Origin of the sequence: Streptomyces sp. NPDC048278, from assembly GCF_040652195.1 — a bacterium.
Classification (GTDB): Bacteria; Actinomycetota; Actinomycetes; order Streptomycetales; family Streptomycetaceae; genus Streptomyces.
Genome location: NZ_JBEZLP010000011.1, coordinates 70,721 through 93,400 on the forward strand (window position 1 = coordinate 70,721; position 22,680 = coordinate 93,400).

The window sequence follows — 22,680 nt, forward strand, 5'->3', positions numbered from 1 at the left end:
CCGAGTTGCCCGGCGTGTCGGGCACGGGCCCTGCACCGCCGTTATGGCACGGTTACCTATTCGCAACGCTAAGTGACCAACTCCGTCACCCTGTGCAACTAGCCCCCTCCCGGCGGTCCTGCAAGGCCTCGGACGCCCTGGCGGGAGACCGGACCCAGGGCTCGCAACAGTACTCCATTCGGGCCACGTGCGTGGATTGGCGCGCCGCCCAACTTCCGGCAACAACCGCTCCCCGGCCGTTGTTTGCCCGTATCGGGCGATCTTGAACGTGGCGTATTTCACGCAATCACCAGAAACGGAACTAATGGTTTCGTCCGTACGTCCCTTTCTCATGCAGTCGATCGAACAAGTACGGGAAGGGCAGGCAAGGTTCGGTAATGCGTGAAAGGCCCGGTTCCGGTGACGAGACGAGTGCGGGGGAGGAGGTGAAGGGACGTGCGAAGCGGATCGACCTCAGCGTGCCCCAGGTCGCGGGCAGCGCGGTGGCCGCGGTGGTGGCCGCCAAACTGGCCTCCTACTTCGGGGTGTACGGGACGATCCTCGGCGCCGGACTCGTCAGCGTGGTCGCCACCTGCGGCGGCTCGGTGTTCCAGCACTTCTTCAGGCGCACCGGCGAACAGTTCCGCGACGCGGCGGCGACCGGGTCCGGAACCCCGCGTCCCCGGGAGCAAGCGCCCCCGGCCTTCGGGGAGTTCGGGGAGTCGGGGGAGTTCACCGAGGGCACCGTCTACCGCGCCCGGGTGCGGACCCGGCGCCGCCCGCTGGTCGCGGCCACCCTGGTGTTCACGGTGACCATGGCCGGCATCACGGCCTACGAGCTGGTCTCCGGCGACGCCTTCGGCGGCGGCTCCGGTACGACGGTCGGGAGTGCGGTCACCGGCGACACCACGTCGTCGGGCTCGTCGAGTTCATCTGGCTCGCCCGGCTCCTCCGACGCCACGGGCTCTCCGGACACTTCGGGCTCCTCCGGCGCCAACTCCGGTGACGGCACGGCCGCTTCGCCCACTCCGTCGCCGTCGTCCTCCTCGGGCACGTCCGGTGCCTCCGGGAGCGACGGGACCGCGACACCGGCACCGTCCCCGAGCGGATCCGCGGACGGGTCCACGGGCGGGTCCGCGGACGGGGAGCCGAGTGCGACCCCCACGCCCGACGGCTCCTCCGCTACTGCCCCAGCACCCTCCGCAGATAGTCGTTCTGGAACAGCCGGTCAGGATCGAGCCGGTCCCGCAGCGCGGTGAACTCGCCGAAGCGCGGGTAGACCTCGGCGAAGTAGTCCGCGTCCCTGGTGTGCACCTTGCCCCAGTGCGGACGGCCCTCGTGCGCGGTGAAGATGCGCTCGGCGGCGGTGAAGTACGCCTGGTACGGCGTGCCCCGGAACATGTGCACGGCGACGTAGGCGCTGTCCCGGGCGGAGGCGGTGGACAGGGCGATGTCGTCGGCGGGGGCGGTGCGGACCTCCACCGGGAAGTTCACCCTGAGACCGGAACGGTCGACCATCGCCCTGAGTTCCCGCAGCGTGTCCACGAGCGCCTCGCGCGGCACCGCGTACTCCATCTCCACGAACCGCACCCGGCGCGGCGATGTGAAGACCTTGTAGGGGATGTCCGTGTACGACCGCGCGGACAGCGCCGTGCTGGAGATCCGGGCGACCGTCGGGACGACGGCGGGCACCGCGCGGCCGAGCAGCTGCGCGCCGTGGAAGACCCCGTTGGAGAGGAACTCGTCCTCGAACCAGCCGGCCAGCTGCCCCACCGGCTGCGGCGGGCCCGCGCTGCGGTTGTTGCGCTTGGTGTTGGTGTTGCCGGTGTGCGGGAACCAGTAGAACTCGAAGTGCTCGTTCTCGGTCCAGAGCTGGTCGAACTCGGCGAGCACCCGGTCCAGGGGCATCGGCTCCTCGCGCGCGGCGAGCAGGAAGACCGGCTCCACGGCGAAGGTGATCGCGGTGACGATGCCCAGCGCGCCGAGCCCGACGCGCGCCGCCGCGAAGACTTCCGGGTTCTCCTTCTCGGAGCAGGTGAGCACCGACCCGTCGGCGGTGACCAGTTCGAGTTCCCTGATCTGCGCGGCGAGCGAGGCCGACTCGCGGCCGGTGCCGTGGGTGCCGGTGCTGGTGGCCCCGGAGACCGTCTGCTCCATGATGTCGCCCATGTTGGTCAGCGACAGGCCCTCACGGGCCAGGGCCAGATTGAGTCGCTTGAGCGGGGTGCCGGCCTCGACCGTGACGGTCATGGCCTTGCGGTCGATGTTGCGTATGCCGGTCAACAGCTGAGGGCGGATCGAGACGCCGTCGGTCGCGGCGATCGAGGTGAAGGAGTGGCCGCTGCCGACCGCCTTCACCTTCAGGCCGTCCTCGGCCGCCTGCCGTACGGCCGCCGCGAGCTCGTCCACGGAGGCGGGCACGACCTCCCGCGCGGGGCGGACGGTGACATTCCCTCCCCAGTTACGCCACGTGCCGCTCTTCCCGCTCGCTGTACTGCTCAACGGTGCCTCCCCGACCCGTGACCGGCCTGTTGAGCCGGCGGTACCCGAGGAAACCGACCGCGACCGCGACGGCCCCGGACACGGCCGGAACCCCGTACCCGGCACGGGCCCCGGCAGCGTCGATCACCCAGCCGGCGACCGAGGAGCCGAGCGCCACCCCGACCGCGAGGCCGGTACTCACCCAGGTCATGCCCTCGGTGAGTTTCGCGCGAGGTACGTGCTTTTCGATGAGGGACATCGTCGTGATCATCGTCGGTGCGATGGACAGTCCCGCAACGAACAGCGCCACGGCCAGAAGCGGCAAGTTTCCGACCAGTAGGAGGGGGATCATACTCACGGCCATCGCGCATATGCCCAGCAGCCACCTGCGTTCCGGCTTTCCCCCGAACCGCAGGAGCCCGAAGACCGCTCCGGCGACGCAGGAACCCGCCGCGTACAGCGCGAGGACGACGCTGGAGGCGGCCTTGTGGCCGCGTTCGTCGGCGAAGGCGACGGTCACCACGTCGACCGCCCCGAAGATCGCTCCGGTGGCCACGAAGGTCGCCACGAGTACCTGGAGGCCGGGCGCGCGCAGCGCCGAGCCGTCGGCGTGGTGGTCGCGCGGGTGCGGCTCGGGCTCGGTGGCCCGCTGGGCGGTCAGCCAGAAGACACCGGCGGCGAGGAAGCAGGCGGCCAGCAGCGGCCCGGCCTCCGGGAACCAGGTCGTGGACAGGCCGATGGAGAGGATCGGCCCGAAGATGAAGCACACCTCGTCGACGACGGACTCGAACGAGTAGGCGGTGTGCAGCTGCGGGGTGCCCCGGTAGAGGGCGGCCCAGCGGGCCCGGATCATCGCGCCCAGGCTCGGCACCGCGCCGATCCCGGCGGCGCACACGAACAGCACCCAGTCCGGGCCCCCGTAGCGGGCGGCGAGCAGCAGCCCGGCCGCCGCGGCGAGCGCGAGCAGGGTCGCGGGGCGCAGGACACGGCGCTGGCCGTGCCGGTCGACCAGCCGGGACACCTGCGGCCCGAGCGCGGCGGCGGACAGCGCCATGGTGGCCGACAGCGCGCCCGCGAGCCCGTACCGACCGCTGATCTGGGAGATCATCGTGACCACGCCGATGCCCATCATGGACAGCGGCATCCGGCCGACGAAGCCCGCGGCGGAGAAGCCCTTGCTGCCGGGGGCGGCGAACAGGGCGCGATAGGGGCTGGGCACGGGGGTCTCCGACAGATGTGCGAGTAAGGCGTGATGGCGGCTGATACAGCTTACGAGCGGTGGCGCCGTCCCGCACCCGCCCGGCGCCGGGGATAAACCTCCCGAATCCGACTCTTCACGCTCCTGTTTCCGGGCCGTCAGTGCCGGGTGGCAGGATCGGCACATGTCAGACGCGCTCGATGCCACCCCCTACGACGCCCTGCTCCTGCTCTCCTTCGGCGGCCCGGAAGGCCCGGACGACGTGGTCCCGTTCCTGGAGAACGTGACCCGCGGGCGCGGTATCCCGAAGGAACGTCTCAAGGAGGTCGGGCAGCACTACTTCCTGTTCGGCGGGGTCAGCCCGATCAACGACCAGAACCGCGCCCTGCTGGACGCCCTGCGCAAGGACTTCGCCGAGCACGGCCTGGACCTGCCGGTCTACTGGGGCAACCGCAACTGGGCGCCGTACCTGACGGACACCCTGCGCGAGCTGGTCGCCGACGGCCGCCGCCGCGTCCTGGTGCTCACCACCAGCGCCTACGCCTCCTACTCGGGCTGCCGCCAGTACCGCGAGAACCTCGCGGACTCGCTGGCCGAGCTGGCGGCCGAGGGCCTCGAACTCCCCAGGGTCGACAAGCTGCGGCACTACTTCAACCACCCCGGCTTCCTGGACCCGATGATCGACGGGGTGCTGGCATCCCTCGCCGACCTCCCCGAGGACGTCCGCGCGGGCGCCCATCTCGCCTTCACCACCCACTCCATCCCGACCGCGTCCGCCGACACCTCCGGCCCGGTCGGGACGCACGGCGAGGGCGGCGCGTACGTCGAGGAGCACCTGGACGTGGCCGAGCTGATCGCCGCCGCGGTCCGCGAGCGCACCGGCGTCGACCACCCCTGGAGGCTCGTCTACCAGTCCCGCTCCGGTGCCCCGACCGTCCCGTGGCTGGAGCCCGACATCTGCGACCACCTGGAGGCGCTGCACGGCGCCGGGGTCCCCGCCGTCGTCATGGCCCCCATCGGCTTCGTCTCCGACCACATGGAGGTCCGCTACGACCTCGACACGGAGGCCACGGCCAAGGCCGCCGAGCTGGGCCTGCCGGTCCGGCGGTCGGCGACCGTCGGGGACGACCCGCGGTTCGCCGCCGCGATCCGCGAGCTGGTCCTGGAGCGCGCCGCCGCGGAGAGCGGGCGGGACGTCACCCCGTGCGCCCTGGGCGCCCTCGGCGCCAGCCACGACCTCTGCCCGGTCGGCTGCTGCCCGGCCCGCGCCCCGCGCCCGGCAGCGGCCGGCGCCGACAGCCCCTACGCGTGAGGAACCCCGTGACCGACGCCCTGCACACCGACCTGCTGGACCTCGCCCGGGAGGCAGCCGCCCGCGCGGGCGAGCTGCTGCGGGACGGCCGCCCGGCCGACCTCGCCGTGGCCCGGACCAAGTCCAGCCCGATCGACGTCGTGACCGAGATGGACATCGCGGCGGAGAAACTGATCACCGACCTGATCGCCGGGCACCGCCCCGACGACGGCTTCCTCGGCGAGGAGGGCGCGTCGTCGGAGGGCACCAGCGGCGTCCGCTGGGTGATCGACCCGCTCGACGGCACGGTCAACTACCTGTACGGGCTGCCCACCTGGGCGGTCTCCATCGCCGCCGAGCAGGACGGGGAGACCGTGGTCGGCGTCGTGGCCGCCCCGATGCGCGGCGAGACGTACCATGCGGTACGCGGCGGCGGTGCCTGGGCGACCGGGGCCTGGGAGGGCGAGCGGGAGCTGCGCTGCCGGCCCGCGCCGCCGCTGGACCAGGCGCTGGTGTCGACCGGCTTCAACTACGTCACCGCCGTCCGCACCCACCAGGCCGAGGTCGCGGCCCGGCTGATCCCGCTGCTCCGCGACATCCGGCGCAGCGGCTCGGCCGCGATCGACCTGTGCGACGTGGCCTGCGGCCGGCTGGACGGCTACTACGAGCGCGGCCTCAACGCCTGGGACTGGGGCGCGGGCGACCTCGTCGCCCGTGAGGCAGGCGCCCTGACCGGTGGCCGTCCCGGAGAGCGCCCCGCACGCGACCTGACGGTCGCCGGCACCCCGGGCGTCTTCGAGCCCCTCCAGCGCCTCCTGGAGGACTTCGGAGCGTGGCACGACTGAGCGGAAAAGATCCCGTTCCCCGCCCGCGGCAGGAATCGAACGCCGTTGCGTGGGAAGGGATCAGGTACGAGCAGGGCCCCGGCGCTGGATTCGCCGGGGCCCTGTTCTCGCGGGTGCGGTGCTGCGGGACTGTCAGACGCTGGTCGCGCCGACTTCCACACCGTGTTCGGCTGCGAGGCGGCGCAGGTCGTCGAGCTCGGCCTGCTCCACTTCGACGAGGAAGTCGTCACCCTCGTCACGAGCCCGGGTGATGTCGGACTCGGTCGCCTTTATGCGCTGCAGAAGTCCTGCGGTGAATGCGTCCATGCTGCGCCCCCTCGTCCTGGGTCGTGGGTCGGTGGCACGGGGGTGTGCCGTCGGAAGGGGCGATCACGTCTCTCGCGGGTGCCCAGCGCTGCCCTGCTGGGCGGCGACGGTGCCTGGACACCCCCATCGTCCACTCTGCTGTAGCGGCGATGTACGTACCGCATGGTGCTGCGGCACATGCAGAGCGTGATCGCGGGGTGTACATGCCGTCCTCCCCCCGCTCCTCTCCGTGGAAACCTCAACCGCAGGAGAAAATCTCGCATTCCCGCCCGGCGGCCTCCGATCCGGCTGCCCCGGCCCCCGTCTTACTGCCGACTTATGGCCGAAAAGGGCAGGATGGAGGTCACACATCCCAAGGAGACCCCCTGCCCGGGTGCGCCGGTGCGCGCTGCGCGGGTGGACAGAGGAAGGACAAGCGACGTGCGCGTACTCGTCGTCGAGGACGAGCAACTGCTCGCCGATGCGGTGGCCACCGGACTGCGCCGGGAGGCCATGGCCGTCGACGTCGTGTACGACGGTGCGGCAGCCCTGGAGCGCATCGGCGTCAACGACTACGACGTGGTCGTCCTCGACCGTGACCTCCCCCTCGTGCACGGCGACGACGTCTGCCGCAGGATCGTCGAGCTCGGCATGCCCACCCGCGTGCTGATGCTGACCGCCTCCGGTGACGTCAGCGACCGCGTCGAGGGCCTGGAGATCGGCGCCGACGACTACCTCCCCAAGCCCTTCGCCTTCAGCGAGCTCATCGCGCGCGTGCGTGCCCTCGGGCGTCGCACCAGCGTGCCGCTGCCGCCCGTCCTGGAGCGCGCCGGCATCAAGCTGGACCCGAACCGCCGCGAGGTCTTCCGGGACGGCAAGGAGGTCCAGCTCGCGCCGAAGGAGTTCGCGGTGCTGGAGGTGCTGATGCGCAGCGAGGGCGCCGTGGTCTCCGCCGAGCAGCTCCTGGAGAAGGCGTGGGACGAGAACACCGACCCCTTCACCAACGTCGTGCGGGTGACCGTGATGACCCTGCGCCGCAAGCTGGGCGAGCCTCCGGTGATCGTCACCGTTCCCGGCTCGGGTTACCGGATCTGATGGCCGTGGCCACGACTCCCGCACCCCCGCAGGCACCCCCCAAGCCGACCTGGGACCCGAGAAGGCCGCAGCCGGTCCTGCCGTGGCTGCGCCCGACCATCCGGATACGGCTCACCCTGCTCTACGGCGGCATGTTCCTGATCGCCGGCATCCTGCTGCTGTCGATCATCTACCTGCTCGCCGCCCAGGCGATCAGCACCGGCAACCAGCCGCTGTTCAAGATCGTCGGTTACGACAAGCTGTCGATCTCCAGCGGCAACTGCCCCGCGATCAACATGGTGGCGGGCACGACCAGCTCCCTGTCGCTGGGGGACTTCAACAACGCGATCGCCCAGTGCGTGGACCACCAGCGCCAGGCGGCCCTGGACAACCTGCTCAGCCGTTCGCTCCTCGCCCTGCTGGGCCTGGCCCTGATCGCCTTCGCGTTCGGCTACGCGATGGCCGGCCGGGTGCTGTCCCCGCTCGGCCGGATCACCCGCACCGCCCGCGCGGTGGCCGGCTCGGACCTGTCCCGCCGGATCGAGCTGGACGGCCCGGACGACGAACTCAAGGAACTCGCGGACACGTTCGACGACATGCTGGAGCGACTGCAGCGGGCCTTCACCGCCCAGCAGCGCTTCGTCGGCAACGCCTCGCACGAACTGCGCACGCCCCTGGCGATCAACCGCACGCTCCTGGAGGTGCACCTCTCGGACCCCGGCGCGCCCGTGGAGCTCCAGCAGCTCGGCAAGACGCTGCTGGCCACCAACGAGCGCAGCGAGCAGCTCGTGGAGGGCCTGCTGCTGCTCGCCCGCAGCGACAACCAGATCGTCGAGCGCAAACCGGTCGACCTGGCCGAGGTGGCCTCCCAGGCCGTCGACCAGGTGCACGCCGAGGCGGAGGCCAAGGGCGTGGAGCTCCGGGGCACCCGGAAGCCGGCGGTGGTCCAGGGCAACGGCGTACTGCTGGAGCGGATCGCCCTGAACCTCCTGCAGAACGCCGTGCGCTACAACGTGGCCGAGGACGGCTGGGTCGAGGTCAACACCGAGATCCAGCACGGGCAGGCGGTGCTCTACGTGGCGAACACCGGGCCGGTGGTCCCGGCGTACGAGATCGACAACCTCTTCGAGCCCTTCAGACGGCTCCGTACCGAGCGGACGAACAGCGACAAGGGGGTGGGCCTCGGCCTGTCCATCGTGCGGTCGGTGGCCCGGGCGCACGGCGGGCACATCGTGGCCCAGCCGCGGGAGGGCGGCGGACTCGTGATGCGGGTCACGTTGCCGGTGTGACGCCGTTACAAGATCGCGACACACGCGGGGGATGTTCGCTTTGCGCTGAATTTTCCGGCGGCGCGGCACATTCCCCTCTGTGTGATCGATCACAAGGGCGGATTTCCGGCCATCTACTCTCCGTGATCATGAGTAGGGGAATAAAGCCGGGAAAATCCCTGTTTTCAGGGGTCTTGATCACGGGAAGTACAGGGTGAGGCGCCTTTGAACTGCCCCGACAGGACCGTGTACGGTCCCCATCGCCATTCAACCCGATCACTCTCGAGGGGTCCGGTTGGGTGTCGATTGAGTAACAGACCTTGATGTGAGGCAAAATCTCCGCCTCGGGTCGGGCACAAGTCCGGCCTCTCACGCGTTACGTGCGCTGGAGACACCGCAGACACCCAGAGGGGGAGAGCGACATGGCAACCGATTACGACACTCCACGCAAGACCGACGACGACGTCGACTCGGACAGTCTTGAAGAGCTGAAGGCCCGGCGGAACGACAAGTCAACGTCCTCGGTGGACGTCGACGAATTCGAGGCCGCGGAAGGCCTGGAGCTGCCCGGCGCGGACCTCTCGAACGAGGAGCTGGCCGTCCGGGTGCTGCCCAAGCAGCAGGACGAGTTCACCTGCATGAGCTGCTTCCTGGTGCACCACCGCAGCCAGCTGGCCCGGGAGAAGAACGGTCAGCCGATCTGCCGCGACTGCGACTGAGGACGGGTCGGGCATGACCGGCTCGACCCCACCTCGGAAGCGCCGCTTCCCCCTGGGGGGAGCGGACTCGGGGCCGTCCGACGGCCCACGCGCGCGTGATGACGGGCGAGGCTCATCCGATCCGGGAGCCTCGCTCGAACCGGCGGCCGGCCGGGGTGACCTCCCGGCGCCGACGGACCGGCCCGCGCCCGTCGCAAGGCGACGGGCCGCGGCCATCCGCGACAAGGCCGTGGACATGGCCCGGGAAGGCGCCCGTAAGGGCGGCAGCCGGGCGAAAGCGGGGCTGGGGTACCTGGCGGACCGGATCATCGAGATCGCCCCGCGTGTCCCCGTACGTGACCTCGCGGCCCTGCGCCGGCAGTTCCCGGGTCTCGGGCCCGAGCAGCTCGCCGACAAGCTGGTGGCGGGCGCGGCGGGCGCGACCTCGGCGGTCGGGGCCGGAGTCGGGGCGGCGGCGATGCTGCCGGTGCCGCCGGCGATGCCGACCGAGCTGGCCGCGGAGATCACCGGGGTCGCGGCGATCGAGCTGAAGATGATCGCCGAGCTCCACGAGGTGTACGGGGTGCGACCGCCGGGGAACCTGAAGACCCGCAGCACCGCGTATCTCTCCTCCTGGTCGGGGGAGCGCGGCATCGACGTGATGAAGCCGTCGACGATCAACAACGCCCTCGGCGGGCACATGAAGCGCGAGCTGCGCCAGCAGATCATGAAGCGGATGGTGCGGGACCTGCCCAACCTGATGCCGTTCATGGTGGGCGCCGCGGTGGGGGCGGTCATGAACCGCCGGGACACCAGGAGGCTCGCGGCACGGATCCGGACGGACCTGAGAAAGATCCAGGTGCCCTGGGAGGAGCTGCCCGAGCTGCCGCCGCTGGAGGAGCCGGCGGAACCGCTGCCGATCGCCGAGCTGCCGGAGGACTTCGGAGGCTGACGGCCGGGGGCTGACGGCCGTCCCGTGCGCCGCAGGGCCCCCGTGCAGGCGCCGCAGGGAAGGGCGCCCCGTGCCGGGGAGCTACGCCTTCGTGCTGCTCTTCGCCGCCTCGATCGCCGCCGCCAGGGCTTCCGGCTCCCGGGTCGACAGGTACAGGTACGGGGTCGGGTCCTCCGGGTCCGTGACTTCCACGCGCAGGGCCCTCGGGATGTAGGAGCGCAGCAGGAGGAAGGCGCGGACGTCGGCCTTGTACGTGCGCCAGGCGCGCGCCTCGTCCGGGTCCAGGATCTCCGCCGGGCCCAGGGCCGACACCGGGATCTTCGCCTCGCCCGCGATCAGCGAGTCGCCGACGACCCGGATCCGCGGGGAGCCGTACGAGCTGGCCACCACAGCCGCCGCCGCGGTGCCGCCGGCCAGGCCGCCCAGCATCGGCAGGGTGCCGAACGGCAGCAGGATCAGGGCGAACGAGACGCCGACCAGGAAGCTGATGAACCACCACGACCGGGGGGCGGTGAGGCGTTCTTCGTACGGGGTGGCGGAGAGCTGCATGGAGCCAAGCTTGGCACGGTGTCCGGATTCACCGGACGCGCGGGTAAGGTCTGCGGCTGTGAGTGGTAGTTCCGCAGCTCTTCAGCCCCCTGCCAGTGCCCGGAAACCGGAGCGGCACCCCGACGCGCCCGCGCCCGGTGAGCTCATCGGTGCACACTACGAACACTGTTTCGGGTGTGGGCACGAGCAGGCCAGCGGCCTGCACCTGGAGGTACGGGCCGGTGAGGGAGTCTCCCTCACCGCCGAGTTCGCCGTGCGCCCCGCCCACCAGGGCGCCCCGGGCCTCGCGCACGGAGGGGTGCTCGCCACCGCCCTGGACGAGACGCTCGGCTCGCTCAACTGGCTGCTGCGGAAGATCGCCGTGACCGGTCGGCTGGAGACCGACTTCGTCAGGCCCGTGCCGGTGGGCACCACGCTCCACCTGGCGGCCGAGGTGGTCGCCGTGGCCGGCCGGAAGATCTACTCGACCGCCACCGGACGCGTGGGCGGTCCCACGGGACCCGTCGCCGTCCGAGCCGACGCCCTCTTCATCGAGGTCCCGGTCGAGCACTTCGTCGACAACGGCCGCCAGGAAGAGATCCAGGCCGCCATGAAGGACCCCGACCAGGCCCGGCGCGCCCGCGCCTTCGAGGTGAACCCGTGACCCCCGCAGACCCCCTGACGCCGGCCCGCACCGCGAGCCCGCTCGGCGTCCTCGTGCGCCGTGTCGACCCCGGCGTACCGCTTCCGGCGTACGAGCACCCCGGTGACGCGGGAGCCGACCTGCGCACCACCGAGGCGTGCGAGCTGAAGCCCGGCGAACGGGCCGTACTGCCCACGGGGGTGTCGATCGCCCTCCCGGAGGGGTACGCGGCCTTCGTGCACCCCCGTTCGGGGCTCGCCGCCCGGTGCGGTGTGGCCCTCGTGAATGCCCCGGGGACGATTGATGCCGGGTACCGTGGGGAGATCAAGGTGATCGTGGTGAATCTCGACCCGCGCGAGGCGGTGCGGTTCGAGCGCTTCGACCGGATCGCCCAACTGGTCGTCCAGCAGGTCGAGAGGGTCCGCTTCCAGGAGGTGGCGGAGCTTCCCGATTCGGCGCGGGCCGAGGGGGGCTTCGGGTCCACCGGGGGTCATGCCTCGGTGGGCGACGAGAGCGGCACAAGCGGTCAGGCCGCCGAGGGCGGTCGGACGGGTGGGAATCGATACGCTTCGGTCGTATCCGACCGGGAAGGACAGTGACGTGTTCGGACGTCGCAACAAGAAGGGTGCCGCCGAGGACGCGGCCGGCGAGGCCGAGCAGGTCGTCGACAGCGTCGACACCGAGGCGGACGAGGAAGAGGGCGAGCGCGAGCGCGTTCGTCTGGAGCCGGAGCCCCGGCCCGACGGGCCGTGGGACGACACCGAGGTGCGCGAGGCCGGCGAGGGCCGGGTGGACCTGGGCGGTCTGTTCGTGCCCGGCGTGGACGGCATGGAGCTCCGGGTCGAGGTCGCGGGCGACGCGATCGTCGCGGCGACCGTCGTACTGCGCGACAGCGCCATCCAGCTGCAGGCCTTCGCCGCGCCCAAGCGCGAGGGCATCTGGGGCGAGGTCCGCGAGGAGATCGCGACCGGCATCACCCAGCAGGGCGGCATCGTCGACGAGGTCGAGGGTCCGCTGGGCTGGGAGCTGCGCGCCCAGGTGCCGGTGCAGCTGCCGGACGGCACGGGCGGTTTCCAGGTCGTGCGCTTCGTCGGCGTGGACGGCCCCCGCTGGTTCCTGCGCGGGGTGATCTCCGGGCAGGGCGCGGTGCAGCCGCAGGCGGCCGGCCTCCTGGAGCAGATCTTCCGGGACACCGTCGTGGTCCGTGGCGAGGGCCCGATGGCGCCCCGCGACCCGATCGTCCTGAAGCTGCCCAACGACGCCCAGATGGTTCCCGAGGGCGTCCAACAGGAGGAGTCCTCGCGCTTCTCCGGCGGCATGGGCCAGCTCCAGCGCGGACCGGAGATCACCGAGGTCCGCTAGGCGCTCCGCGAGCAGAACCGTTCGAGAGCCGCACCCTTCGGGGTGCGGCTCTTCTGCGTGCGCGACCCCTTGACGGCGAATTGGTCTGTACCTACGGTCACGGCTCAACGCGCCGTTCATAAAGGCGCCTCACGTTCAGATATATGAACGAAAGGCCTTCAGGTATGCGCAGAACCGGACTCCTCGTGGCCGTCGTCGCCCTCCTCGCCGGAGCCCTCTCCTGGCCGGCGCAGGCCGCCCCCAGCACCTTCGTGCACCCCGGCGTCACCGTCTCCAGGAGCCAGCTGGACTTCGCCCGCACCGAGGTGCTCGCCGGGGCCCAGCCCTGGAAGGCGGCCTACGACCAGATGATGGCGAGCAAGTACGCCGACCTGAACCGCACGCCCGCGCCCCGGGCGACGGTCGAGTGCGGGTCGTACTCGAACCCGAACTACGGCTGCACCGACGAGCGCGAGGACGCGATCGCCGCCTACACCGACGCTCTCGCCTGGTACATCACCAAGGACGCCCGCTACGCCCAGAAGGCCATCCAGATCATGGACGCCTGGTCGGCCACCATCACCGCCCACACCAACAGCAACGCGCCCCTGCAGACCGGCTGGGCGGGCTCCTCCTGGCCGAAGGCCGCCGAGATCATCAGGTACACCTACACCGGCACCTGGGCGAACGAGGCCCGCTTCGCCACCATGCTGCGCAACGTCTACCTCCCCACCGTCATCAAGGGCTCCAACTCCAACGGCAACTGGGAGCTGTCGATGATGGAGGCCGCCGTCGGCATCTCCGTCTTCCTGGAGGACAAGACGTCGTACGACACGGCCATGGCGAAGTTCCGCACCCGCGCCGCCGCCTACGTCTACCTGGCCTCCGACGGGTCGGTGCCCAAGACCGTGCCCAGCCAGAACCTGGACACCACCGCCAAGATCGTCTCCTACTGGCAGGGCCAGTCCACCTTCGTCACCGGCCTCACCCAGGAGACCTGCCGGGACCTCACGCACACCGGGTACGGCATCTCCGCGATCTCGCACATCGCCGAGACCAGCCGGATCCAGGGCCAGGACCTGTACGGCACGGACGTCGGCGAGCGGCTGCGGCAGGCGCTCGGCTTCCAGGCCAAGTACCAGCTGGGCACCGCCGTCCCCAGTTGGCTCTGCGGCGGCTCCCTGAACCTGGGGCTCGGTCCCGTCACCGAGGTCGGCTACAACGCCCTGCACAACCGACTCGGCATCGCCATGACCAACACCCAGACGCTCACCCTGAACAACCGTCCCGCGGGCAGCAACAACCTCTTCGTCGCCTGGGAGACCCTCACCCACGGTGACAACCCCAACTGAGCGGGCGGCACGGGCGCCGGAGCCGCGGCACCGGCGCCCATCAGGGTTGTGTCAAAGATGCCCGCTGCCGGGGGTCCTGCACGATTCGCCGGGATTGTTGGCCGTAAGGTCGACGCTGCGTTGACGGCAGTTGCAGGAAGACAATAGGACCATGGGACGCGGCAGGCTTCGGATCTATCTCGGTGCGGCACCGGGCGTGGGCAAGACCTACGCCATGCTCTCCGAGGCGCACCGGCGGGTGGAGCGGGGCACCGACTGCGTGGTCGCCTTCGTGGAACACCACGAGCGACCGCGCACCGAGGTGATGCTGCACGGTCTGGAGCAGGTCCGGCGCAGGGAACTGGAGTACCGGGGCGCCACGTTCACGGAGATGGACGTGGACGCCGTCCTGCGCCGGGCCCCCGCCGTCGCCCTGGTGGACGAACTCGCCCACACCAACGTCCCCGGCTCCCGCAACGCCAAGCGCTGGCAGGACGTCGAGGAACTGCTCGCCGCCGGGATCGACGTGATCTCGACCGTCAACATCCAGCACCTGGAGTCCCTCGGCGACGTCGTCGAGTCCATCACCGGCGTGCGCCAGCGCGAGACGGTGCCCGACGAGGTGGTACGGCGCGCGGACCAGATCGAGCTGGTCGACATGTCGCCCCAGGCGCTGCGCCGGCGCATGGCGCACGGCAACATCTACCAGTCCGACAAGGTCGACGCGGCCCTGTCCAACTACTTCCGCCCCGGCAACCTCACCGCCCTGCGCGAGCTGGCGCTGCTGTGGGTGGCGGACCGGGTCGACGAGTACCTGAAGCAGTACCGCAGCGAGCACCAGGTCTCGGCGATCTGGGGCTCCCGGGAGCGGATCGTCGTCGGCCTCACCGGCGGACCGGAGGGCCGGACGCTGATCCGGCGGGCCGCACGGCTCGCCGAGAAGGGCGCGGGCGGCGAGGTGCTCGCCGTCTACATCTCCCGCAGCGACGGCCTGACCTCCGCCTCCCCGAAGGAACTCGCCGTCCAGCGCACCCTCGTCGAGGACCTCGGCGGCACCTTCCACCACGTCGTCGGCGAGGACATCCCCGCGGCCCTGCTCGACTTCGCGCGCGGGGTCAACGCCACCCAGATCGTCCTCGGCTCCTCGCGCCGCAAGGCCTGGCAGTACGTCCTCGGACCCGGCGTCGGCGCCACCGTCGCCCGCGAGTCCGGACCCGACCTGGACGTCCACATCGTCACCCACGGCGAGGCAGGCAAGGGCCGCGGGCTGCCGGTGGCCCGCGGCGCCCGGCTCGGCCGCGGCCGGATCATCGCCGGCTGGCTGGTCGGCCTGGTCGGCCCGGCGGTCATGGCGGTGCTGCTCAACACCGTCGCCCTCGGCCTCGCCAACGACATGCTGCTCTTCCTGACCTTCACGGTCGCAGCCGCGCTGCTCGGCGGGCTCTTCCCGGCGCTGGCCTCCGCGGCCTTCGGCTCGCTGCTCCTGAACTACTTCTACACCCCGCCCCTGCACCGGCTGACCGTCGCCGACCCGAAGAACATCGTGGCCATCGTGATCTTCTTCGGGGTCGCGCTGTCCGTCGCCTCGGTCGTCGACCTCGCCGCCCGCCGTACCCACCAGGCGGCCCGGCTGCGCGCCGAGTCGGAGATCCTCTCCTTCCTCGCCGGCAACGTGCTGCGCGGCGAGACCAGCCTGGAGGAACTGCTGGAGCGGGTCCGGGAGACCTTCGGCATGGAGTCCGCCGCCCTCCTGGAGCGGGCGAGCGACGTCGAGCCGTGGAGCTGCGCCGGGCGCGCCGGCTTCGGACCCGCCCTGGAGCGCCCCGAGGACGGCGACGTCGACATGCCGATAGGCGACCACATGGCCCTCGCGCTGACCGGCCGGGTGCTGCCCGCCGAGGACCGCCGGGTGCTCGCCGCCTTCGCCGCCCAGGCGGTCGTCGTCCTGGACCGCAGACGCCTCCAGGAGGAGGCCGAGCAGGCCCGCGCGCTCGCCGAGGGCAACCGGATCCGCACCGCCCTGCTGGCCGCCGTCAGCCACGATCTGCGCACCCCGCTGGCCGGTATCAAGGCGGCGGTCACGTCGCTGCGCTCGGACGACGTGGACTGGTCCGAGGAGGACCGGGCCGAGCTGCTCGAAGGCATCGAGGAGGGCGCCGACCGCCTGGACCACCTCGTCGGCAACCTGCTCGACATGTCCCGCCTGCAGACCGGCACCGTCACCCCGATCGTCCACGACACCGACCTCGACGAGGTGGTCCCGATGGCGCTGGTCGGCGTACCGGACGGCAGCGTGGACCTCGACGTCCCCGAGACCCTGCCGATGGTGGCGGCCGACGCCGGGCTCCTGGAGCGGTCGGTGGCCAACCTGGTCGAGAACGCCGTCAAGTACAGCCCGTCCGACCGGCCCGTGCTGGTCTCCGCCAGCGCCATCGCCGACCGGGTGGAGGTACGGATCGTGGACCGCGGACCCGGCGTGCCCGACGAGGCCAAGGAACGCATCTTCGAGCCCTTCCAGCGCTACGGTGACGCTCCGCGCGGCGCCGGGGTCGGACTCGGGCTCGCGGTCGCGCGGGGCTTCGCGGAGGCGATGGGCGGCACCCTGAACGCGGAGGACACGCCCGGCGGCGGACTCACCATGGTCCTCACTCTCCGCGCGGCAGGATCGGTCACCGAAGCGGCGCGAACCGAAGCGGCCGGAAACGAAGCGCCCCGAAACGAAGCGGCGCGAGCCGTGGCACAACCCTTGGCAGAACCGGAAAGGCAGGCCTCATGACCCGTGTGCTCGTGGTCGACGACGAGCCGCAGATCGTGCGCGCCCTCGTGATCAACCTCAAGGCGCGCAAGTACGAGGTCGACGCGGCCCCCGACGGCCGCAGCGCCCTCGAACTGGCCGCCTCCCGCCACCCCGACGTGGTCGTCCTCGACCTCGGCCTGCCCGACATGGACGGCGTCGAGGTGATCAAGGGGCTGCGCGGCTGGACCCGGGTGCCGATCCTGGTCCTGTCCGCCCGGCACTCCTCCGACGAGAAGGTCGAGGCGCTCGACGCGGGCGCCGACGACTACGTCACCAAGCCCTTCGGCATGGACGAGCTGCTGGCCCGGCTGCGGGCCGCCGTACGCCGCGCCGAACCCGTCGCCGGGGGCGGCGAGGACGACGTCCTGGTGGAGACCGAGGGGTTCACCGTCGACCTGGCCGCGAAGAAGGTCAACCGGGCCGGCCGGGACGTCCGGCTCACCCCGACCGAGTGGCACCTCCTGGAGGTGCTGGTCCGCAACACCGGCCGTCTGGTCAGCCAGAAGCAGCTGTTGCAGGAGGTGTGGGGGCCGTCGTACGGCACGGAGACCAACTACCTGCGCGTGTACATGGCGCAACTGCGCCGGAAGCTGGAGACCGACCCGTCCCACCCGAAGCACTTCATCACGGAGCCGGGGATGGGGTACCGGTTCGAGAAATGAGCTGGGCCGTCGGGCAGGACGTGAGCTGGACTACGGCGGTGTCGGTGTGCCCCGGTACGCTTCAGACATGAGTGCTGTTCCTCGTTCCGAAAAGCCGGCCGGCCGGTTCCGGCGCATGCTCGACCGGCTCTCCTCGTCCCAGGAGGACCTGGAGTCGGAGGAGCTGCGCGAGGACGCCGACACGGCGGGCTGCACCCGGATCGGCGACTGTCAGGACCGGCAGATCGTCACCGTTACTGGTACCTTGCGCACGGTCACCCTGCGACCGCGCGCCGGAGTCCCGGCCCTGGAGGCCGAGCTGTTCGACGGGTCCGCCGCGCTGGACGTGGTGTGGCTCGGCAGGCGTTCCATCGTCGGCATAGAACCGGGACGCAGGCTGATCGCATCGGGCCGGATCTCGCTGAGCCGGGGCCGCCGGGTGCTGTTCAATCCCAAGTACGAACTGAGACCCCTCGGTAGGGAGTAGCCGGTGACGTCGCTCGACAAGCCGACCGAAGACACACAGGCGGAGGACGCCCGGGCGGAGGACGCGCGGGCGGTGACCGAGGCCGCGCTCTTCGAGGCGTTCGGCGGTGTCCGGGGCATGGTCGAGACGGTCCTGCCCGGCCTGCTCTTCGTCACGATCTTCACCATCAACAAGGACCTGCACTGGTCGGCGATCGCCGCCCTCGCGGTCTCCGTGGTGCTGGTCGTGGTCCGCCTCGCCATGCGGGACACCGTCAAGCACGCCTTCAGCGGGGTCTTCGGCGTCGCCTTCGGCGTCGTCTTCGCGATGATGACCGGCAACGCCAAGGACTTCTACCTCCCCGGCATGCTCTACACGCTGGGCCTGGCGCTGGCGTACATCGTCACGACCCTGTGCGGGGTCCCGCTGATCGGCCTGATCCTCGGCCCGGTCTTCAAGGAGAACCTCTCCTGGCGCACCCGCAACCCCGGCCGCAAGAAGGCGTACGCCAAGGCCAGCTGGGCGTGGGGCCTGATCCTGCTCGCCAAGTGCGCGATCCTCTTCCCGCTGTACTGGTGGGCCAACACCGCCCAGCTCGGCTGGGTGCTCGTCGCGCTGAAGATCCCGCCGTTCCTGCTCGCGGTCTGGCTCACCTGGGTCTTCCTGGCGAAGGCACCGGCGCCGATCGACGTGTTCGCGGAGATGGAGGCGGCGGAGCAGGCCGAGAAGGCCGAGGAGGAGCGCAGGGCCGCGACGGCCGCGGAGAGCGGTGAGATCTCCGGCGGACGCCACCGCAAGTAGGCACGAGAGAAGGGCGCCCTCCGCAGCGGGGGGCGCCCTTCTCCGTTCCCGTCGTACGTCAGCTGTTCGCGTCAGATGTCCTCGCGCCGGACCGACAGCAGGTCCTCCAGCTGCTCCTCCCGGGCCTGGGCCGCCACGAACAGCAGCTCGTCGCCCGCCTCCAGGGAGTCCTCCTTGGAAGGGGTGAGCACCCGGGTGCCGCGGATGATCGTGACCAGCGAGGTGTCCTCGGGCCACTCCACGTCGCCGACCTGGGTGCCGGCCAGCGCCGACTCCTCGGGCAGGGTCAGCTCCACCAGGTTCGCGTCGCCGTGGCTGAAGCGCAGCAGCCGGACCAGGTCGCCGACGCTCACCGCCTCCTCCACCAGGGCCGACATCAGACGCGGCGTCGAGACGGCGACGTCCACGCCCCAGGACTCGTTGAAGAGCCACTCGTTCTTGGGGTTGTTGACCCGGGCGACGACCCGCGGAACGCCGTACTCCGTCTTCGCGAGCAGCGAGACGACCAGGTTCACCTTGTCGTCGCCGGTCGCGGCGATCACGACGTTGCAGCGCTGCAGCGCCGCCTCGTCGAGAGAGGTGATCTCACAGGCGTCGGCCAGCAGCCACTCCGCCTGCGGGACCCGCTCCACCGAGATGGCGGTCGGGGCCTTGTCGATCAGCAGGACCTCGTGGCCGTTCTCCAGCAGCTCGCCCGCGATCGAGCGGCCGACGGCACCGGCCCCGGCAATGGCGACCCTCATCAGTGACCGCCCTCCTCTTCCGGACCCCCGGCGAAGGCGGCCTCGACCTTGTCGACGTCGTCCGTCCGCATCATCACGTGCACCAGGTCGCCCTCCTGGAGGACCGTCTGCGAGGTGGGCAGCATCGCCTCGCCGAGCCGGGTCAGGAACGCGACCCGGACCCCGGTCTCCTCCTGGAGCTTGCTGATCTTGTGGCCGACCCACTTGGGGGAGGCGTGCACCTCGGCGAGCTGGACCCCGCCGGTGGGGTCGCGCCACAGCGGCTCGGCGCCCGAGGGCAGCAGCCGGCGCAGCATCTGGTCGGCGGTCCAGCGGACCGTGGCGACGGTCGGGATGCCCAGGCGCTGGTAGACCTCGGCGCGCCGGGGGTCGTAGATCCGGGCCGCGACGTTCTCCACCCCGAACATCTCGCGGGCGACCCGAGCGGAGATGATGTTCGAGTTGTCACCGCTGGAGACGGCGGCGAAGGCGCCCGCCTCCTCGATGCCGGCCTCGCGCAGGGTGTCCTGGTCGAAGCCGACTCCGGTGACCCGCCGGCCCCCGAATCCGGGGCCCAGCCTGCGGAAGGCGGTGGGGTCCTGGTCGATCACGGCGACCGTGTGCCCCTGTTGCTCCAGGGTCTGGGCGAGAGCGGAACCCACTCTGCCGCAGCCCATGATGACGATGTGCACGACCGTCCTTCCGGTGTCCAAAAGTTACTGCTCAGCCCCATCAGGTTCTCAGACCGAGGCCCAAGCTACACACGCACCGTCCCGGCCGGGCACCCCCGTGCCATGCTCATCGCCGCTCACCGGCGCTCAGCGCCGAGTGATGCTGCGCACGCTCCAGGCGGTGAGGATTCCGAGGCCGACGAGGGCGACCGTGGCACCGATGAGCTCTGCGGTCGCGGGCATGGGACCTCCGAAGTGCGAAGACAGGCGGGGTCTGCCATCTAGGCACGGATCGGGCGTAAGCTGCGGAATCCGCAGTTCCAGCCGTCACCTTTTTCACTCGGGAGGCAGATCCCGTACTGCGGCTGGAGACCTGCCAGGTGGAAGGCCTACGATCCTCTCTCGTGTCCAAACTGACCGACGTGCCCAAACGGATCCTGATCGGGCGCGCACTGCGCAGCGACAGACTGGGTGAAACGCTCCTGCCGAAGCGCATCGCGCTGCCCGTCTTCGCCTCCGACCCGCTGTCCTCCGTCGCCTACGCGCCGGGGGAGGTCCTGCTGGTCCTGTCCATCGCGGGCGTGTCGGCGTACCACTTCAGCCCCTGGATCGCCGTCGCGGTCGTCGTGCTGATGTTCACGGTGGTCGCCTCCTACCGGCAGAACGTGCACGCCTACCCGAGCGGCGGCGGCGACTACGAGGTCGCCACCACCAACCTCGGCCCCAAGGCGGGCCTGACCGTCGCGAGCGCGCTGCTCGTCGACTACGTCCTGACCGTCGCCGTCTCCATCGCCTCCGGCATCGAGAACCTCGGCTCCGCGATCCCCTTCGTCGTCGAGCACAAGGTGTTCTGCGCGGTCACCGTGATCGTGCTGCTGACCCTGATGAACCTGCGCGGCGTGAAGGAGTCGGGCAAGCTCTTCGCGATCCCGACGTACGTGTTCGTCGGCGGCGTCTTCATCATGATCGCGTGGGGTGCGTTCCGGGGGCTGGTCCTCGGGGACACGATGCGCGCCCCGACCGCGGACTACCACATCAAGGCCGAGCACCAGGGCCTGGCCGGCTTCGCCCTGGTCTTCCTCCTGCTGCGGGCCTTCTCCTCCGGCTGTGCCGCGCTCACCGGCGTCGAGGCCATCTCCAACGGCGTCCCGGCCTTCCGCAAGCCGAAGTCGAAGAACGCGGCGACCACGCTGGCCATGATGGGCCTGCTGGCGGTCACCATGTTCTGCGGGATCATCGCGCTCGCCGCGGTCACCAAGGTCCGCATGGCCGAGAACCCGGCGACCGACCTGATCCACAACGGCGTCCCGATCGGCTCCGGCTACGTCCAGAACCCGGTCATCTCCCAGGTCGCCGAGGCCGTCTTCGGCAAGGGCAGCTTCCTGTTCGTGCTGCTCGCCGCCGCGACCGCCCTGGTCCTCTTCCTGGCCGCGAACACGGCCTACAACGGCTTCCCGCTGCTCGGCTCGATCCTTGCCCAGGACCGCTACCTGCCGCGCCAGCTGCACACCCGCGGCGACCGCCTCGCCTTCTCCAACGGCATCGTCCTGCTCGCCGGCGCCGCCGCCCTGCTGGTGGTCATCTACGGCGCCGACTCGACCCGCCTGATCCAGCTCTACATCGTCGGCGTGTTCGTGTCCTTCACGCTCAGCCAGACCGGCATGGTCCGGCACTGGAACCGCCACCTCGCGGTGGAGAAGGACCCGGCCAAGCGCAGCCACATGATCCGCTCCCGCGCGATCAACGCCTTCGGCGCCTTCTTCACCGGCCTGGTGCTGGTCGTCGTCCTCGTCACGAAGTTCACCCACGGCGCCTGGGTGGCGCTGCTCGGCATGTGCATCTTCTACGCCACGATGACCGCGATCCGTAAGCACTACGACCGGGTCTCCGAGGAGATCTCGGCCCCCGAGGAGCCCGACGACGACCTCGTCCGCCCCTCCCGGGTCCACTCCGTCGTCCTCATCTCCAAGATCCACCGCCCCACCCTGCGCGCGCTGGCCTACGCCAAGCTGATGCGCTCGGACACCCTGGAGGCGCTCACCGTCAACGTCGACCCGGCCGAGACGAAGGCGCTGCGCGAGGAGTGGGAGCGGCGCGGCATAGACGTACCCCTGAAGGTCCTCGACTCGCCCTACCGCGAGATCACCCGGCCGGTCATCGAGTACGTCAAGGGCCTGCGCGCCCAGTCGCCGCGCGACGCGGTCTCCGTGATCATCCCCGAGTACGTCGTCGGCCGCTGGTACGAGCACATCCTGCACAACCAGAGCGCGCTGCGCCTCAAGGGCCGGCTGCTGTTCACCCCCGGCGTGATGGTGACGTCGGTGCCCTACCAGCTGGCGTCCTCCGAGGCGGCCAAGATCCGCGCCCGCAAGCGCCAGGAGTGGAACGCGCCGGGTGCGGTCCGGCGGGGTCCTGCGGAGCACCGGCCGAAGGAGCACAGCGGGGGCTGACGGGGCGGGCGAGCGCGAGCGCACGTCCTTCCGGCCGTGCGCGCACGGCCGGAAGACCGCGTGCGCACGGCCGGACGCCGCCGGCCCCCGCCTCCTGCCCTGCTGCCGTGGTCCCGTGGTCCCGTATGGACTGCCGTGCGGCCTCCCGTACGGCCTTCCCTACGGACTCCTCTGTGGACGCGGCAGGCCTTGGTGACCACGTAGACTGGTGGGCTGTC

Annotated in this window: 22 protein-coding genes; 16 read left to right on the plus strand and 6 right to left on the minus strand. The window is 70.8% G+C overall.

Annotation, left to right across the window (positions count from 1 at the left end):
• The first annotated feature begins 377 nt into the window (after positions 1 to 377).
• On the plus strand, positions 378 to 1,238 hold the full coding sequence (locus AB0D74_RS20555; protein ID WP_362588536.1) for a hypothetical protein: 861 nt from the start codon (positions 378 to 380) through the stop codon (positions 1,236 to 1,238).
• Here the strand turns inward: AB0D74_RS20555 and AB0D74_RS20560 are convergent.
• A complete protein-coding gene (locus AB0D74_RS20560; RefSeq protein ID WP_362588539.1) occupies positions 1,162 to 2,481 on the minus strand; it encodes a D-arabinono-1,4-lactone oxidase in 1,320 nt (439 codons plus the stop codon). The two genes, AB0D74_RS20555 and AB0D74_RS20560, sit on opposite strands and share 77 nt — an antisense overlap.
• On the minus strand, positions 2,441 to 3,679 hold the full coding sequence (locus AB0D74_RS20565; RefSeq protein WP_362588542.1) for an MFS transporter: 1,239 nt from the start codon (positions 3,677 to 3,679) through the stop codon (positions 2,441 to 2,443). Before AB0D74_RS20565 ends, AB0D74_RS20560 begins: the two co-directional genes overlap by 41 nt.
• A gap of 163 nt (positions 3,680 to 3,842) precedes the next feature.
• On the opposite strand from AB0D74_RS20565, the gene AB0D74_RS20570 reads away from it, so the two are divergent.
• A complete protein-coding gene (locus AB0D74_RS20570; RefSeq protein WP_362588545.1) occupies positions 3,843 to 4,970 on the plus strand; it encodes a ferrochelatase in 1,128 nt (375 codons plus the stop codon).
• An 8-nt stretch (positions 4,971 to 4,978) separates the two neighbouring features.
• Positions 4,979 to 5,794: an inositol monophosphatase family protein gene (locus AB0D74_RS20575; RefSeq protein ID WP_362588548.1), complete on the plus strand. Its 816-nt coding sequence runs from the start codon at positions 4,979 to 4,981 to the stop codon at positions 5,792 to 5,794.
• Positions 5,795 to 5,926: 132 nt separating this feature from the next.
• Here the strand turns inward: AB0D74_RS20575 and AB0D74_RS20580 are convergent, their stop codons facing one another.
• Entirely contained in the window at positions 5,927 to 6,100 is a 174-nt protein-coding gene (locus AB0D74_RS20580; RefSeq protein ID WP_167450044.1) for a hypothetical protein, read from the minus strand.
• A gap of 420 nt (positions 6,101 to 6,520) precedes the next feature.
• On the opposite strand from AB0D74_RS20580, the gene AB0D74_RS20585 reads away from it, so the two are divergent.
• From AB0D74_RS20585 to AB0D74_RS20600, 4 genes are all read left to right on the plus strand, one after another.
• Positions 6,521 to 7,174 carry a response regulator transcription factor gene (locus AB0D74_RS20585; protein WP_007387794.1) on the plus strand — a complete coding sequence of 218 codons (654 nt, stop codon included), beginning with the start codon at positions 6,521 to 6,523 and terminating at the stop codon, positions 7,172 to 7,174.
• 5 nt (positions 7,175 to 7,179) lie between these two features.
• Positions 7,180 to 8,442 carry a HAMP domain-containing sensor histidine kinase gene (locus tag AB0D74_RS20590; protein WP_362588553.1) on the plus strand — a complete coding sequence of 421 codons (1,263 nt, stop codon included), beginning with the start codon at positions 7,180 to 7,182 and terminating at the stop codon, positions 8,440 to 8,442.
• Positions 8,443 to 8,843: 401 nt separating this feature from the next.
• Entirely contained in the window at positions 8,844 to 9,140 is a 297-nt protein-coding gene (locus AB0D74_RS20595) for a DUF4193 domain-containing protein (RefSeq protein ID WP_003997302.1), read from the plus strand.
• Between the two features lie 13 nt (positions 9,141 to 9,153).
• On the plus strand, positions 9,154 to 10,071 hold the full coding sequence (locus tag AB0D74_RS20600) for a hypothetical protein (protein WP_362588556.1): 918 nt from the start codon (positions 9,154 to 9,156) through the stop codon (positions 10,069 to 10,071).
• 81 nt (positions 10,072 to 10,152) lie between these two features.
• Here AB0D74_RS20600 and AB0D74_RS20605 read toward each other — a convergent pair whose 3' ends face one another.
• The gene (locus tag AB0D74_RS20605; RefSeq protein WP_351491955.1) at positions 10,153 to 10,620 is read right to left on the minus strand and encodes a DUF3093 domain-containing protein; all 468 of its coding nucleotides are present in this window, start codon (positions 10,618 to 10,620) and stop codon (positions 10,153 to 10,155) included.
• Positions 10,621 to 10,678: 58 nt separating this feature from the next.
• Here AB0D74_RS20605 and AB0D74_RS20610 point away from each other — a divergent pair, with 58 nt between their 5' ends.
• The 8 genes from AB0D74_RS20610 (at position 10,679) to AB0D74_RS20645 (ending at position 18,619) form a co-directional block, all read left to right on the plus strand.
• Entirely contained in the window at positions 10,679 to 11,263 is a 585-nt protein-coding gene (locus tag AB0D74_RS20610) for a PaaI family thioesterase (protein ID WP_362588560.1), read from the plus strand.
• Complete coding sequence (dut, locus tag AB0D74_RS20615; RefSeq protein WP_362588563.1) at positions 11,260 to 11,841, plus strand: dUTP diphosphatase; 582 nt, start codon at positions 11,260 to 11,262, stop codon at positions 11,839 to 11,841. Before AB0D74_RS20610 ends, dut begins: the two co-directional genes overlap by 4 nt.
• A 1-nt stretch (position 11,842) precedes the next feature.
• The gene (locus AB0D74_RS20620) at positions 11,843 to 12,604 is read left to right on the plus strand and encodes a DUF3710 domain-containing protein (protein ID WP_362588566.1); all 762 of its coding nucleotides are present in this window, start codon (positions 11,843 to 11,845) and stop codon (positions 12,602 to 12,604) included.
• 164 nt (positions 12,605 to 12,768) lie between these two features.
• Positions 12,769 to 13,935 carry an alginate lyase family protein gene (locus tag AB0D74_RS20625; protein ID WP_362588569.1) on the plus strand — a complete coding sequence of 389 codons (1,167 nt, stop codon included), beginning with the start codon at positions 12,769 to 12,771 and terminating at the stop codon, positions 13,933 to 13,935.
• A 151-nt stretch (positions 13,936 to 14,086) separates the two neighbouring features.
• Positions 14,087 to 16,690 (plus strand): sensor histidine kinase KdpD, encoded by a 2,604-nt coding sequence (locus AB0D74_RS20630; RefSeq protein WP_362588572.1) that lies wholly within the window; start codon positions 14,087 to 14,089, stop codon positions 16,688 to 16,690.
• Positions 16,687 to 17,373, plus strand: coding sequence for a response regulator (locus tag AB0D74_RS20635; protein WP_362588575.1), 687 nt, complete (start codon positions 16,687 to 16,689; stop codon positions 17,371 to 17,373). The genes AB0D74_RS20630 and AB0D74_RS20635 overlap by 4 nt, the downstream gene beginning before the upstream one ends.
• 67 nt (positions 17,374 to 17,440) lie before the next feature.
• On the plus strand, positions 17,441 to 17,839 hold the full coding sequence (locus tag AB0D74_RS20640) for an OB-fold nucleic acid binding domain-containing protein (RefSeq protein ID WP_181802759.1): 399 nt from the start codon (positions 17,441 to 17,443) through the stop codon (positions 17,837 to 17,839).
• Between the two features lie 3 nt (positions 17,840 to 17,842).
• Positions 17,843 to 18,619, plus strand: a complete 777-nt coding sequence (locus tag AB0D74_RS20645) for a DUF3159 domain-containing protein (protein WP_362588579.1) — start codon at positions 17,843 to 17,845, stop codon at positions 18,617 to 18,619.
• 71 nt (positions 18,620 to 18,690) lie between these two features.
• Here AB0D74_RS20645 and AB0D74_RS20650 read toward each other — a convergent pair whose 3' ends face one another.
• Positions 18,691 to 19,362, minus strand: coding sequence for a TrkA family potassium uptake protein (locus tag AB0D74_RS20650; RefSeq protein ID WP_362588581.1), 672 nt, complete (start codon positions 19,360 to 19,362; stop codon positions 18,691 to 18,693).
• Positions 19,362 to 20,033 carry a TrkA family potassium uptake protein gene (locus AB0D74_RS20655; RefSeq protein WP_089104280.1) on the minus strand — a complete coding sequence of 224 codons (672 nt, stop codon included), beginning with the start codon at positions 20,031 to 20,033 and terminating at the stop codon, positions 19,362 to 19,364. The genes AB0D74_RS20650 and AB0D74_RS20655 overlap by 1 nt, the downstream gene beginning before the upstream one ends.
• 383 nt (positions 20,034 to 20,416) lie before the next feature.
• Here AB0D74_RS20655 and AB0D74_RS20660 point away from each other — a divergent pair, with 383 nt between their 5' ends.
• Positions 20,417 to 22,462 carry an APC family permease gene (locus AB0D74_RS20660; protein ID WP_362588585.1) on the plus strand — a complete coding sequence of 682 codons (2,046 nt, stop codon included), beginning with the start codon at positions 20,417 to 20,419 and terminating at the stop codon, positions 22,460 to 22,462.
• Positions 22,463 to 22,680: the final 218 nt, after the last annotated feature.